The following is a 13,063-nucleotide window of genomic DNA, read 5'->3' as shown; positions in this document are numbered from 1 at the left end:
CTTGGGGCAAAAATCGCTGTATAATCGCCGGTTGCAGTATTTAACCCCTGGCAAGTGAGCGGCAATCGGGTCACGAGGCAAGACGACCGACGAAGTGCAGTTTGGCTACCAAACTAACCGAGGCAAGACCATGCGTAAAGATATCCATCCAGAATACCGCGACGTTGTTTTCCACGACCTGTCGTGCGATTTCAAATTCGTTACCCGTTCGACCATCCAGACCCGCGAAAAAATCACCCACGAGGGCGCAGAATACCCACTGGTGAAAATCGAGGTATCGGCTGAATCGCACCCGTTCTACACCGGCAAGCACAAAATCGTCGACACCGCTGGTCGCGTCGAGAAGTTCCGTCAGAAATTTGGCGCCGTCGGCTCCAAAACCGCGGTTGCAAACGGCTAAGTTTTTGCCATGCATACCCAAAAAAGCAGCCCCCGGCTGCTTTTTTTTCGTTGATACTACGTCCTTCCCCAATTCCCGATGCCCCCGTTATCGATGAAACCCGTCCGTCTTTCCGCCGCCGCTACCCTCGCCCTGCCGCGCTGGGCCTTGTTTGCGCTGGGCCTGCTGTACATCCTGCCCGGCCTGATCGGGCGCGCCGACTGGAAAGATGATGCTGGCAGTTTCGGCATCATGTGGACCATGGCCCACGGCAGCGGCGCCGACTGGCTGCTGCCGAATATCGCCGGCATGCCGGTGCCGGACGATGGTCCCCTGGCCTTCTGGCTGGGCGCGCTGTGCATCAAGCTGTTCGGCTGGCTGATGGGCGACATGATGGCGGCGCGCATGTCGACCATCGGCATCTTTTTGGCCGGCACGGCCTCGGTCTGGTGGACCGCCTTCCACCTGGGGCGGCGCCAGGATGCGCAACCGCTGCGGCTGGCCTTCGGCGGCCAGCCCGAGCCGGACGACTATGGCCGTACCCTGGCCGATACCGCCGCGCTGATCTATCTCGGCTGCCTCGGCTTGCTGATGTTCAGCCACGAAACCCTGGCCGTGACCCTGCAGGGCGGCCTGGTCGCCTATTTCCTGTACCGCGCGGTGCGCTACGTGGAAGCGCAGACGGTGCGCAATGCGGTCCTGATCGGCCTGTCGCTGGGCGCGCTGGTGCTTACGCGCGGCGTACTCACGCCAGTGACCTTGCTGCTGGCCCTGTTCCTGTGCACGCGTTTCCTGTCGGTGCCTTTGGCGCCGACCTTGCGCCACCTCGGCCTGGCGGTCCTGACGGCCGCGCTGATCGCGATGGTCTGGGTGTTGCCGGCCTGGCTGGTGGCGCCGTACGGCTTGAATCCGGTCGGCGCCTGGATAGGCTGGACCGCGCGCCAGATCGGGCTGCCAAGCTGGGTCTCGATCAAGACCTTTTTCCGCGTCGGGATCTGGTTCTTCTGGCCGGCCTGGCCGTTCGCCGGCTGGGCCATTTACGCCTGGCGCCGCCAGGACCATCTGCTGCACATCGTGCTGCCGCTGTTTTTCGTCGGCGCGCTCACCTTGCTGATCCTGTGCGATCCGCTGCCGGAAAACGGCGACCTGCTCAAGCTGCTGCCGCCGCTGGCCATCATGGCCGCGTTCGGGCTGCCGACCATGAAGCGCGGCGCCATCAATGCCATCGACTGGTTTTCAGTGATGGTGCTGACCATGCTGGGCGCGGTCGTGTGGCTGTTCTGGATCGCCAAGCTGACCGGCTGGCCGGCGCAGCTGGCCAAGAATGCGCTCAAGCTGCTGCCGGGCTTCCGGCCCGAGGTCGAGGTGCTGGCGTTCGTGGTGGCGGCGGGTGCCACCATCGGCTGGATCGCGCTGGTTCACTGGCGCATTTCGCGCCAGCCGGCGGTGCTGTGGCGCGCGGTGGTGCTGTCGTCGGGCGGGCTGATTTTGCTGTGGGTGCTGCTCATGACGCTGTTCCTGCCGGACTTCAATTACAGCAAGAGCTACGCCAGCGTGGCGCGCCAGATCGCCAGCTCGCTGCCGCTCGATTCGGGCTGCATCAATTCCAACGTGGGCGCGCCGCAACGCGCGTCGCTGGCGTTTTACGGCAAGCTGCCGTTCGATAAAATCGGCTCGGCCAAGTGCGATCTGATCCTGCTGCAAGACAGCGTGAAAGTGCACGACGAGCGCGAACTGGTCAAGCCGCCGCCGGGCGCGGAATGGCGCCTGCTGTGGGAAGGCCGGCGCGCGGCCGACCGCGACGAGCGCTTCCGCCTGTATCAGCGCGCGCCCTGAACCCCGCGCCGCCGTTCAGGCGGCGACAACCTCCTTCAGCCATCCGGCAAAGGTGCGCACGCGCCGACAGCTGCCGGTGGTGCGGATACAGCACGCTGGCGCCGCTGGGACGCCGCGGCCAGCCGGACGACATCGCCAAGGTGGTCGGTTTTCCGGCGGGGCCGGATGCGGCCTGGGTCAACGGCCAGGTCTTGCACGCCAACGGCGCCCTGGCGTAGTGAGCACACGCTTACCCGGTGCAGCGCCGCATCAGCCACTCGACCGGGCCAAGCGCGAAACGCCGGCGCCACAGGTGCGCGCACAGCACCGCGCCGGCCGAGAACAGCAGCGCGCTGGTCACCGCGAAGGCGAGCGTGCGGCCATGGAGCAAGCCAAGCGCTTCGAGCACGCCCATGCCGACCACGACGTGGGCGATGTACAGGGACAGCGCCAGTTGGCCGGTGTGGACCAGGGGTGCCAGCGGGCGCGCGTCGCGCCAGCGTTCACCGATCCAGACGCAGGCCGCGATCAGCGCCAGGGCGTCGCCGGCGCCAGCGATCCAGTACAGGGGCAGCGGCGGCAGCGGCCCGGATGACCACAGGTGGGCCCAGATGCCTTCGCCGGGCGTGGCGTACATGGCGCCGATCAGCATGGTCGATTCGGCCGCGATGCCCATGCCAAGGCCGGTGATGAAAATCCGGTGCAGCACGGCGGGCGACTGCAGGTCGAAACGCCCGGCGGCCATGCCGAGCAACAGGAATCCGGCCCACGGGAAGACCGGGTGGAAGCCATTGAAGAACAGGTTGCGGACAAAGCCGGCCGGGCTCCAGAAGCCGGCGTAGGCCAGCGTTTCCCAGTTCCAGCCGGCGCCATAATCGATGACCGTGGCCAGCAGGACGAAGCCGGCCACCATGGCAAGGGCGGCGGCGAACAGCGCGCCGGTGCGCCACGACAGGACGGCAGCGCCGATCACCATGTAGGCGCCGTAATAATGGAGGATGTCGGCCGGCCAGACCTGCACATACAGCAGGCCGGCGACGAACAGGAAGGCGGCGCGTTTCAGGATGCCGGCGCGGGCGACGTGCAGCGCGCCGGCATCGCCGGACTGGCGCGCGCGCTGTGAAATCAGCGACAGGCCAACGCCTGCCAGGACCACGAAGACGGCGGAAGCGCGTCCGTCGAGCGCATCGAAGAGTGCCAGCCACCACGGGGCATCGGCCGCGCTGGCGTGCATGACGACCTTGAAATTGACGACCACCATGCCGATGACGGCAAGGGCCCGGGCCAGGTCGAGACCGACGATACGTTGTTTCATGGGTAGCCACATTGAAAAAATAACAATGTAGCATGGGGATTGGTGCTTGTTGAAAACGGCGTTTCGATCAGCACGGCTTATGCATCGTCGTGTTGTCGGTCACCGCCATCACGGCCGGCTGAGCAGATGCTGCCTGCACGGTGGGTCATCGGAGTCCTCCCCCTGTTCATCCAAAGTGTTCCACGAGTTCAGGAACAAAAGGCAGCGAGGGATGTCAAAAAGAAGGGAAATTCAGGACCACGCGGTCTGATCGTCGTCACTGCGATCTACGCATAGGAGAACGAATCGTGCTTCACTTTACCGACGCAGGCTTGCGCAACGTATGGCTCAAAAACGGCTACGTCGAGAAAGAAACGCCGTATGGGACAGCCGTCTCGTATCAGGACCTCGATGGACTCATTCGGGCCATATGCCTTGCGCTTGCACATAAGCCTGGCAAGCTGTCGGGCGCCGAGTTCCGTTACCTGCGGAGCGCGTTACTGCTTTCACAGAAGTCCTTGGGCAAGTTACTTGGCTGCACAGAACAATCCGTGGCGAAATGGGAAAAGCAAGGTCGCATTCCCAAGGCTGAAGACTTCCTGATACGGCTCATCTACACTCAAGAACATCATGGGACTGACAATGTGGCGGCAGCCGTCGACACGCTCAAGGCGATTGATCACATAGGCAATAGCAGGATCATCGTCTCGCAGACCGGCGGCAAGTGGGCATGGCAACTTGCCGCAGAGGGCAACGAACAATTGCTTGAGCCAGCTTAACGCTTTCCGGTCCGTACGAGTGCGCTAGACCTTCATCGGCAGGATCACCATCTGCAAGCCTTCCAGGTGCAGGCGGCGCTGTACCGCCAGCGCGGCCTGGTTGTGCAGCAGGCGCGTGAACCAGTTATCGGTCGCGAAAATCAGTTTGCTGGTGAAGAAAATCGAACTCGGATATTCGCGGTTGATCTCTTCGCATTGCCTGGTCACTTCGTCGACGGCATCGGTCCCGAAGCTGATATACGACGACGCGGCCATGCCGTGGCTCTGGCAGAAATCGACAAAATATTCGAGCGTATCGGCCGCTTCCTCGCGCATTTTTTCGAGCGCGCCGATGCCGCCATACGCATGCGAATCAACCGTGCGGGCGTTCACGAACAGGAAGTTCTTGAAGTGGCCGGGGAACATGCGCAGCACCCACAGCAAGGCATGCAGGCCGCCGCCGCGCGAGGAACCGACGATGAACACGGCGGTCTGGTCATCCGCCATCGGCTCCACCGGTTCCGTCACGGGACCGAAGGGCTGGTTGGCGAACACTTCGTCGACCGAGTGAATCGCGGCCTTGGTTTCGCGGTAGTGATTGCGGATCGTGACGCACAGCGCGGCGATGGCGGCGATGATGACGATGGTCGCCCAGCCGCCTTCGGTGAAGCGCTCGTACAGCAGGATCGCCAGGATGCCGGCGCAGATGACGAAGCCGGTCAGCGACAGCAGGAAGCGGCGCACCCAGCTCTGGCCTTCGTTGTTGCGGCTCTGCCACCAGTAGCGGCACAGGCCGAACAGCGAAATGGCGAAGGTGAGGAACACGGAAATCGAATACAGCACCACCAGCAGGGTCACCTTCCCTTCGGTCCAGAACAGGATCGCCAGCGCGGCGATGCCCATCACCAGGATGCCGTTCTGGGTGACCAGGCGCGTCGAGAGGTAGCGGAATTTGTGCGGCACCCAGGAGTCGCCGGCCATGTTCGACAGCACCGACGGACCGCCGAGAAAGCCGGTATTGGCGGCCACGAACAGCAGGCCGGCCTCGAACGCGAGCACGATCACCAGCAGGATCTGGTTGAGCAGCGGGCCGCCCAGGCCCATGCTGTCGATGATGGCCTTGAAGGTGGACGCGTTGAGGGTCTGGCCGGCCACGTGCCGCGCATCCCACAGCAGGTACAGGAGGATGATGCCGGACGCGGTGAAGGCGAGCGACAGCGCCATGTACAGCATGGTCATCTTCCCGGTGCGCACGCGCGGTTCGGCCAGCAGGTTGACGTTGTTGGACACCGCTTCGAGGCCGGTGTAGGTGCCGCCGCCCTGCGAATAGGCCAGCAGCAGCATGCCGGCCACGCCGGTCCAGCCGATGCTGCTGGCCAGTTCGCGCGTCTCGACCATGGTGGTCGGGACCAGTTGCGGCAGGTAGGACGCATGCGCGACGATGCCGTACACGATCAGCACCAGGTGCGTGGCCACGAAGCCGAGGAAGATCGGCAGCAGGATCTGGATCGCTTCCTTCAGGCCGCGCAGGTTCATCACAATCAGGAGGCCGATGAAAAACGCTTCGGCCCAGAGTTTATAAGGCTGGAAGCCGAGCGGCAGGAACGAGGCCAGGGCATCGACGCCGGACGCGATCGAAATGGCGATGGTGAGCACGTAATCGAGGATCAGCGCGCAGCCGGAGACCAGGCCCATATACGGGCCAACCAGTTTGGTGGCGACGCGGTAGCCGCCCCCGCCCGTGGGGAACAGCTCGATGACCTGGTTGTAGGCCAGCGCGATGACGAACACGGTGATGGCGGTGGCCAGCACCAGGTAGAGGCCGAGGTGGGTATGGCCGCCGAGCGCGCGGAAGGTTTCTTCCGGCCCGTAGGCGGAGGACGACAGGCCGTCCGCGCCCAGTCCGACCCAGGCCAGGAAGGCGACCAGCGCCATTGAGTGGCGGGTTTCGCTTTTCATCGGGTCGAGCGCTTTGCCGAGTATGAGTTCGCGGATCTTCTTGTTATTCATCGTGCGCGCGGCCCGTACGGACGGCGTGGTGGCCCAAGGTAGACGAGATCATACGCCGTTCGCCGGGCTGGCGGAATGACAGCCGGGCGCGAAAATGCGAAAGAGTTGCCTGAATCGGGCAAATCAGCCATAATGCGGGTCGCGTTGCCGGGATGGCGGAATAGGTAGACGCACGGGACTCAAAATCCCGCGCTGGAAACAGCGTGCCGGTTCGATTCCGGCTCCCGGCACTAAATGACAATATCAAGCAGTGCCAAGAAGCACCAAAACCCGCCCTTCTCATAGGAGGCGCGGGTTTTTTGTTGTGCTAAGCAGTGCCATGTTGTGGCGTAGAATGGCAAGCATCTGACGGTATTTCTGACGGTATCCGAAATACCGTCACCGCCAGATACCGTCACGGGGAGAAAGCATGGCACTGACAGCGACGTTTATAGACAAGGTAAAGGCGACCGACACGCCCAGCGGCGACAAGTACGCAGACGGCGGCGGTATGTACCTCTTGGTGAAGTCCACCGGTAAATACTGGCGGATGGACTACCGCTTCGAGGGTAAACGCAAGACACTGGCGCTGGGCGTCTACAAGGATGTTTCCCTGGCGAAAGCACGTGTGCGGCGCGACGAGGCCCGCCAGCTACTGGCTGACTCCATCGACCCAGGCGCGGCCAAGCGCGCCGGCAAGCACGCCCACGCTGCGGCCGTGACCACCTTTGAGACCGTGGCGCGCACCTGGCTGGAAAAGACGGCCGCCAATAGGGCTGAGAGCACCCAGGAGAAGAACACGGCCTGGCTGGACCGTAACGTGTTCCCGTGGCTCGGAGACCTGCCTATCGCCGCCATAGGCCCGCGTGACGTGCTGGCCGTGCTTCACAAGATCGAGGCACGCGGCGCCATCGAGTCAGCCCACAAAATCAAGCAGCTATGCGGCCAGGTGTTCCGCTTCGCAGTCGCTACGGGCTTGGCCGACCGGGACGTTACTGCCGATCTGCGCGGCGCCCTGTCCGTGGTGCCGAAATCCCACTACGCCGCCATCACCGAGCCGCAAAAGGCGGGTGCCTTGCTTCGCTCGATCGACACCTACGCCGGCCACCCGTACGCGATTGCCGCCTTAAAGCTCTCGCCCCTCCTGTTTGTCCGTCCTGGCGAGCTACGGTCGGCAGAGTGGTGCGAGATCGACCTGGACGCTGGCGAGTGGCGCATCCCTGGCGCCAAGATGAAGATGAAGTCTGATCACCTGGTGCCGCTGTCCACCCAGGCTATCGCCATCTTGCGCAGCGTGCAGGTCATGAGCGGGGACGGCAGGTACGTTTTCCCCAGCGTGCGCACTACCGAGCGCTGCATGAGTGAGAACACCGTCAACGCGGCGCTGCGCGGCATGGGCTACTCCAAGGACGTGATGACCGCGCACGGCTTCCGGGCGATGGCGCGCACGATCCTGGATGAAGTGCTAGGCGAGCGGGTCGATCTGATCGAGCACCAGCTGGCACACGCAGTGAAAGACCCGAACGGCCGCGCCTACAACCGCACCGCGCACTTGCCGGCACGCCGGAAGATGATGCAGCGCTGGGCCGACTACTTAGACAAGCTGCGCGTGGGGGCGGACGTGATTCCGATACGAACAACGAATTGAGCGTTTACGCAGTCCTAGGCCGATCCCGAAGATCCGTTTCCCCTGACGGGCTGGACTGATACCTTTTTACAGGGCATCAAGGCATGTCGTGAATCAAATAGAAAAATCAAATAAAAAGCTTGCTAAGGCGCTCGCAAACAAACTGGATGCTCTCTCTATCCAATGCCACGAGATTGCAAAACGCATCGGATTGGACGTCGAACGTGCATATCGAATCGGGGAGTGGGATCGAATCAAAAAATTTGATCGCCTGGAGGATGGGGAAGATTTTCTAAGTGATGCAGATTGCAACTTACTGGTTGAGGAGGATAAATTTTGCATTCGTGGCGAGTACAATTTTGACACCGAGATAAATACGGAAATTGATGCTGCCCAATTAAAGCAATTTCGCGAGTGGCACGCTGCAAGCTATAGAGAGCGTGCAGTGGCCCTTGGTATGTTTGCGCCTCTACGCGTTTCTATCGGCGCAAGCGAGGAGGAGTTCGTCAGTCTCGTTTGCCTTGTCTCGGAGTTGTTGGTTTGGATACATATGCCCGACGACGTCCAAATCGAAGCCGAGGCCTCGCAGCGGATATCGTTAGAGATGTCAAAAAGTGGAAAGAAGGGAGCGGCAAAGCGGCATGCCCCAATGGGCAATCTCAAAAATTGGTCTGTTGAGAGATACAGGCTCAGTGAATGGAAGTCAGTGCCTGAAGCGGCCTATACTTTAAAGGAAGAAATTATTGCATATGGTCGTACTATTGGCGCCCATTTGACGGAACAAAATGCTCAGCGCACTATCGAAAAGTGGTTTAGACAGTCCGCCTAGCCGCTAAAAGTAGCCACCAAGCAGCTATCCGCTGCCACATGCCCGCTTAGGAGCATAGCACCACCGGTGCAAGTCAAACATGATTCACCCATCGCAGCACATACCGTGCTACTGCGAACTGCGAAGGGGTGCTTCATGTCACAACGTGTTATCCGCATCAGCGAGCTGGCCACTGCGCCGGCCACCAAAACCAAACCCGCACGACCTGGCAAACTGCCGGTCAGCGCTACGACCGTGTGGCGCTGGGTCCGCGAAGGCAAGTTCCCTAAACCGTTCAAGCTGGGCGAGTCCGTCACCGTGTGGGACGCCGCCGAGGTCGATGCTTTCATCGAGCGCCAGGCCGGGGCCGCACGATGATTGCGTCCCTCCTGAGCTTCCACGAAGGGAGCAGGAAATCACCGAAGGGAGCGAAGGGAGCACCTTTTTTTCTGTGCACCCTTCTGCGCTCTTCGTGCTCCCTTCGTCGCGCCGTTGCTGAAATACTTCACCGCCCTCGTGAAAATTCCTTGACGCCTTCGGGCATCGAAGCCTATTCTGAACACGTTCCCGAAAAAGAGGGAACCTGGTTTGGCGACCGGACACTACCCAAAGCGCACAGACCGCGCAAAGCGGTTTTTTTACGTGTGTTGACCTCGATCGCCCATTCAATGGGCGGCAGTAGTAGGGATACCTTCGGGTATGCCGGTGGCTTTGGGTGCCGGTTCGCCAACCTTACTATTTGCCGCCCTCCCCGTTTGGCGACGGAAGGCGGTGCAAACGCCACCCGAAGAGGTATCATCATGCCAGGCACCACCACATCCCAACATTCCCCATCATCCGTCGGCACCCTGTCCGTCGAGCAGCTTTTTCAAACCGCGTTCTACAACGGTCGCACGCCACGCAGCCAGGAATACAAGGCCGGCGCACGCATGGCGCTTGAGCACCGCATTGAGCGCAAGGACTTCGACATGCCGTATCAGGCGGGCACAGCCGCGGCTGATGCCTACTTCGCTGGTATCGAGGAAGGCAAGACCATCTGGCGCGCCGCTGTCGCAAAGATCGGAGGTGCAGCATGAACGCCCCTGTTGCGGTGAAATTGCCTGTGCCCCCGTACTGCTTCGACGGCGGCGACCTGGGCCTGAACAGCGAAAACGGCCTAGAACCGTTTATCTATTTCGTTGACCAGAACGGCCAGGAGTGGCTTGCACGTTCGGTCGAGCTGGTCTTGCGTCTCCTCGACCAGTTCCAAGAGACCGGACGCGGCGGCCGTGACCAGCTTCTCTGTGCCGCAGCGATTCACTACGGCATGGACGTGTACGCGCTGATCGACGGTCGAAACTTCCAACCACGGGTGGAGGTATAACGATGCAAGCAACCATGACCAATATCGAGGCCGAGTTTGGCGCGGCTATGGCCGTCTACGACCTGGCACCGCCTGAAATCATCGCTGACGGCAAGCGCCGCCGTTTTGACGCAGCCGACGACAAGCAAGGCAAGAAATCAGCCTGGTACATCTTGCACGGCGACAGCGTGCCGGCTGGAGCGTTCGGCAACTGGAAAACTGACCTGTCCGAAAAGTGGTGCGGCAAGTCGGACCAGAAGATGACGCCGGTGGAAAATGCCGAGTACCGCGCCCGCGTGGAAAAGGCACGCCAGGAAGCCGAGCTGACACGTTTGCAGCTGGAGGCGGAAGCAGCCGCGGCGTGCGTGCGCATCCTCGCCGGTGCGCTTGACGCGACTGACGACAACCCCTATTGCGTGCGCAAAGGGATCAAACCGTACGGGCTGAAAGAGTTCAAGGACAAGCGCACCTTGATTGTGCCGATCCGGGACGCTGGCGGGGCAGTCACCAGTTTGCAATTCATCTACGAGGATGGCACCAAGCACCTTAAGTCTCACGGCAAGGTCAAAGGCTGCTATTACAGCTTCGGGGGCAAGCCGATCGATACGCTGCTGGTTTGCGAAGGCTTCGCTACCGGCGCAAGTCTCCATGCCGTGACGCGCTACCCCGTGGCGGTGGCTTTCAATGCCGGCAACCTTGAACCGGTGGCCCTGGCCCTACGCGACAAGCTGCCCGACGTCCGCATTATCGTGTGCGCCGATGACGACCGGTTCAATGAACACGGCAATGTAGGCGTGGCGAAGGCGAAAGCGGCCGCTGCTGCTGTCGGCGGCTGGCTCGCTCTCCCTGCTTTCCAGCCTGGCGACGGTCAGCCTACCGACTTCAACGACATGCAAGCCCGTGAAGGCGATGCAGCAGTCATGGCAGCAATTGGCGCGGCCACGCCCACGGTTGCCGATCAAGATGCACCGTTGCACTTTGATTCCGCTACAAGCCTGACCACTGATCGTTCCATGGTTCCTGCGGTCGACACGCGCACGGTGAAAATCAGGTGTGGCATGGATATTAAGCCGCAACCCATCACTTGGCTTTGGCCTGGCTGGCTCCCTGCAGGAAAGCTCACCATCTTGGCGGGCGCTGCTGGCACTGGCAAAACTACGCTTGCCCTGGCACTCGCGGCAGTACTGACTGCTGGTGGTCGCTGGCCTGACGGTAGCCCCTGTCGCCGTAAAGGCAACGTCCTGGTGTGGTCTAGCGAAGACGTAGCCGATGACACGCTGGTGCCGCGCCTGATTGCTTCCGGCGCTGACCTGAATCGCTGTCACTTCATCGAGGGTATTATTCAAAACGGCGAGAGCGTGCCGTTCGATCCATCGCAGGATATCCCGGAGCTGCATCGCGCCGTGGAGAGGATCGGCGGCGTGTCGCTGCTGATCATCGATCCGATTGTGTCGGCCGTCGCCGGCGACATGCACCGCGCCAACGATGTGCGCCGAAGCCTACAGGCTGTCGTGGACTTCGCAGAGGCCCATAGCTGTGCCGTCATCGGCATCACACACTTTGCCAAGGGCGGCGCTGGTAAGGCCCCCCAGGACCGCGTAATCGGCTCCCAGGCGTTCGGCGCGCTTGCTCGTATGGTACTGGTCACCGCAAAGGAAGAAGACAGCAGCCGCCGTGTTCTGGCCCGTGCCAAGTCGAACATTGCCCCAGATGACGGCGGCGTGTCTTACTCCCTCAACCTAGTCACCATCGATGGCGGCATCGAAGCCACACACGCGGTATGGGAAGGAACCATAGAAGGCACCGCACGCGAGATATTGGGAGAGGTCGAGCACGCCGAGGACGACGGGGATAGCGGCACCCGGGACGACCTACAGCAAATGCTACTCGACACGCTCAAGGATGCAGGCGGTTCGATGGCAACAAAAGCACTCATGGCCGAGGTGCGCGATTCCGGTCACTCGTGGGACGCGGCAAAACGCCTGAAGAAAACGATGGGCATCGAAGCAAAAAAGATGAGCATGGGCGGTGCTTGGGTTTGGTGCTTGCCAGCAACTAGCGCACGAAGGGAGCGCGAAGGGAGCGAAGAGCGCACACAAAATAATGCGCTCCCTTCGCTCCCTTCGGCGCTCCCTTCGGATGCTGACGAAACTATCGAGGTGTCCGTATGAGCCCGCAAATGCTGATTGACAACTGTTCGGCGGCTGGCGTTTCCGTGTATCTGATCGGCGGCGCTCTCAAACTGCGTGGCACCGCAAAGGCTGTAAATGCCATGGCTGACAAGGTGCGGGCGAACAAGGTGGCACTACTGGCTCACTTGGCAGGAAGTCAGGATATCGACCTTGTGGCCGAGTTTATGGAGGTTGACGGCCTAACCCTTGAGCAAGCCCAGGCCATGGCCGCAATATCGGTCCAACCTCGCACGCAGGCTGAATGGCTGGCGATGATTGCCGACCTCAATACGCTGATTAACCAGTACTGCGAAAGCGCCGAGGTCAGCACCGAAGCCAAAGAACAGATACGCGCCGCCAGCTATTCGCAGAGCCTGGCGAGCATCCCGCACGCCATCGATTGGTTCCGCGCCGAACTGACGGTCTCGAAAACACACACATTGAAAGCACAAAATGACTGATAAATTTGTCCCTACCGCAAACGCCGCTACTCTCTCGTCGCAATGCGCCGCCCTCGTCCGCGCTTCCGGCGACCTGATGCACACCCTGACCGTTGACCTTGCCCTCGATAAGCAAGAAGGCTTGAACCGGCTACTGACAGGTGGTGGCCGGGTCGGCATCAAAGTCACCATCGACCGTAACGGTAATAACGAAATTAGCCTGGTGGGCGTCGAGCGCGAAGGCCGGCACCTCACCCTGGCGACGGTGGCGACTGTCGGCAACGGCGTAGGGGTTGCGAATTGATGCCGAGCAACGTATACTTTTGCTTAGTGACTGAGCCTACGGGATGTAGGCCCGGTCCACTTCATCAGCAGCGCGGGATGCCTGCCGAAGTTAAATCGACACTTTCAACAGTGTTCTTTTTCGCTCGGACTAAAGG

At 61.3% G+C, this 13,063-nt stretch carries 13 protein-coding genes, 1 tRNA gene and 1 pseudogene; 13 read left to right on the top strand and 2 right to left on the bottom strand.

Annotation, left to right across the window (positions count from 1 at the left end; genetic code table 11):
- Nucleotides 1-130: 130 nt before the first annotated feature.
- The 3 genes and pseudogenes from PO883_RS05165 to PO883_RS05155 all read left to right on the top strand — a co-directional run.
- Nucleotides 131-400: a type B 50S ribosomal protein L31 gene (locus PO883_RS05165; protein WP_054268338.1), complete on the top strand. Its 270-nt coding sequence runs from the start codon at nt 131-133 to the stop codon at nt 398-400.
- Nucleotides 401-493: 93 nt separating this feature from the next.
- On the top strand, nt 494-2,215 hold the full coding sequence (locus tag PO883_RS05160; RefSeq protein ID WP_289308785.1) for a glycosyltransferase family 39 protein: 1,722 nt from the start codon (nt 494-496) through the stop codon (nt 2,213-2,215).
- A 101-nt stretch (nt 2,216-2,316) separates the two neighbouring features.
- Nucleotides 2,317-2,433 (top strand): annotated as a pseudogene (locus PO883_RS05155) (3-ketoacyl-ACP reductase); the annotation flags it as partial.
- A gap of 11 nt (nt 2,434-2,444) precedes the next feature.
- Here PO883_RS05155 and PO883_RS05150 read toward each other — a convergent pair.
- On the bottom strand, nt 2,445-3,509 hold the full coding sequence (locus PO883_RS05150) for a DUF418 domain-containing protein (RefSeq protein WP_289308784.1): 1,065 nt from the start codon (nt 3,507-3,509) through the stop codon (nt 2,445-2,447).
- A 287-nt stretch (nt 3,510-3,796) separates the two neighbouring features.
- Between PO883_RS05150 and PO883_RS05145 the strand changes: the two genes are divergently transcribed.
- A complete protein-coding gene (locus PO883_RS05145; RefSeq protein WP_289308783.1) occupies nt 3,797-4,267 on the top strand; it encodes a hypothetical protein in 471 nt (156 codons plus the stop codon).
- 24 nt (nt 4,268-4,291) lie between these two features.
- Here PO883_RS05145 and PO883_RS05140 read toward each other — a convergent pair whose 3' ends face one another.
- A complete protein-coding gene (locus PO883_RS05140; RefSeq protein ID WP_289308782.1) occupies nt 4,292-6,256 on the bottom strand; it encodes an APC family permease in 1,965 nt (654 codons plus the stop codon).
- 146 nt (nt 6,257-6,402) lie between these two features.
- Here PO883_RS05140 and PO883_RS05135 point away from each other — a divergent pair.
- The 9 genes from PO883_RS05135 to PO883_RS05095 all read left to right on the top strand — a co-directional run bounded on the left by PO883_RS05135 (nt 6,403) and on the right by PO883_RS05095 (nt 12,927).
- Nucleotides 6,403-6,486: transfer RNA gene (locus tag PO883_RS05135), tRNA-Leu, on the top strand.
- A 179-nt stretch (nt 6,487-6,665) separates the two neighbouring features.
- Entirely contained in the window at nt 6,666-7,883 is a 1,218-nt protein-coding gene (locus tag PO883_RS05130) for an integrase arm-type DNA-binding domain-containing protein (RefSeq protein ID WP_289308781.1), read from the top strand.
- Nucleotides 7,884-7,971: 88 nt separating this feature from the next.
- Nucleotides 7,972-8,691, top strand: coding sequence for a hypothetical protein (locus PO883_RS05125; RefSeq protein WP_289308780.1), 720 nt, complete (start codon nt 7,972-7,974; stop codon nt 8,689-8,691).
- A 135-nt stretch (nt 8,692-8,826) separates the two neighbouring features.
- On the top strand, nt 8,827-9,048 hold the full coding sequence (locus PO883_RS05120) for an AlpA family transcriptional regulator (protein ID WP_289308779.1): 222 nt from the start codon (nt 8,827-8,829) through the stop codon (nt 9,046-9,048).
- A 149-nt stretch (nt 9,049-9,197) separates the two neighbouring features.
- Nucleotides 9,198-9,746: a hypothetical protein gene (locus tag PO883_RS05115; protein ID WP_289308778.1), complete on the top strand. Its 549-nt coding sequence runs from the start codon at nt 9,198-9,200 to the stop codon at nt 9,744-9,746.
- On the top strand, nt 9,743-10,033 hold the full coding sequence (locus tag PO883_RS05110) for a hypothetical protein (protein ID WP_289308777.1): 291 nt from the start codon (nt 9,743-9,745) through the stop codon (nt 10,031-10,033). Before PO883_RS05115 ends, PO883_RS05110 begins: the two co-directional genes overlap by 4 nt.
- A 14-nt stretch (nt 10,034-10,047) precedes the next feature.
- The gene (locus PO883_RS05105) at nt 10,048-12,183 is read left to right on the top strand and encodes an AAA family ATPase (protein ID WP_289308776.1); all 2,136 of its coding nucleotides are present in this window, start codon (nt 10,048-10,050) and stop codon (nt 12,181-12,183) included.
- A gap of 8 nt (nt 12,184-12,191) precedes the next feature.
- Complete coding sequence (locus tag PO883_RS05100) at nt 12,192-12,644, top strand: hypothetical protein (protein ID WP_289308775.1); 453 nt, start codon at nt 12,192-12,194, stop codon at nt 12,642-12,644.
- Nucleotides 12,637-12,927, top strand: a complete 291-nt coding sequence (locus PO883_RS05095; protein ID WP_289308774.1) for a hypothetical protein — start codon at nt 12,637-12,639, stop codon at nt 12,925-12,927. The genes PO883_RS05100 and PO883_RS05095 overlap by 8 nt, the downstream gene beginning before the upstream one ends.
- The last annotated feature ends 136 nt before the right edge of the window (nt 12,928-13,063 follow it).

It is taken from the genome of Massilia sp. DJPM01 (assembly GCF_030348125.1).
GTDB classification, from domain to species: Bacteria; Pseudomonadota; Gammaproteobacteria; order Burkholderiales; family Burkholderiaceae_D; genus Telluria_A; species Telluria_A frigida.
This window is presented reverse-complemented; position numbering and strand designations above follow the sequence as displayed.

What these genes read in the sequence shown, in the direction of transcription:
- PO883_RS05165 (WP_054268338.1), top strand. Translation starts at nt 131, where the DNA reads ATGCGTAAAGATATCCATCCAGAATACCGCGACGTTGTTTTCCACGAC.
- PO883_RS05160 (WP_289308785.1), top strand. Translation starts at nt 494, where the DNA reads ATGAAACCCGTCCGTCTTTCCGCCGCCGCTACCCTCGCCCTGCCGCGC.
- PO883_RS05150 (WP_289308784.1), bottom strand. Translation starts at nt 3,509, where the DNA reads ATGAAACAACGTATCGTCGGTCTCGACCTGGCCCGGGCCCTTGCCGTC.
- PO883_RS05140 (WP_289308782.1), bottom strand. Translation starts at nt 6,256, where the DNA reads ATGAATAACAAGAAGATCCGCGAACTCATACTCGGCAAAGCGCTCGAC.
- PO883_RS05130 (WP_289308781.1), top strand. Translation starts at nt 6,666, where the DNA reads ATGGCACTGACAGCGACGTTTATAGACAAGGTAAAGGCGACCGACACG.
- PO883_RS05120 (WP_289308779.1), top strand. Translation starts at nt 8,827, where the DNA reads ATGTCACAACGTGTTATCCGCATCAGCGAGCTGGCCACTGCGCCGGCC.
- PO883_RS05110 (WP_289308777.1), top strand. Translation starts at nt 9,743, where the DNA reads ATGAACGCCCCTGTTGCGGTGAAATTGCCTGTGCCCCCGTACTGCTTC.
- PO883_RS05105 (WP_289308776.1), top strand. Translation starts at nt 10,048, where the DNA reads ATGACCAATATCGAGGCCGAGTTTGGCGCGGCTATGGCCGTCTACGAC.
- PO883_RS05100 (WP_289308775.1), top strand. Translation starts at nt 12,192, where the DNA reads ATGCTGATTGACAACTGTTCGGCGGCTGGCGTTTCCGTGTATCTGATC.
- PO883_RS05095 (WP_289308774.1), top strand. Translation starts at nt 12,637, where the DNA reads ATGACTGATAAATTTGTCCCTACCGCAAACGCCGCTACTCTCTCGTCG.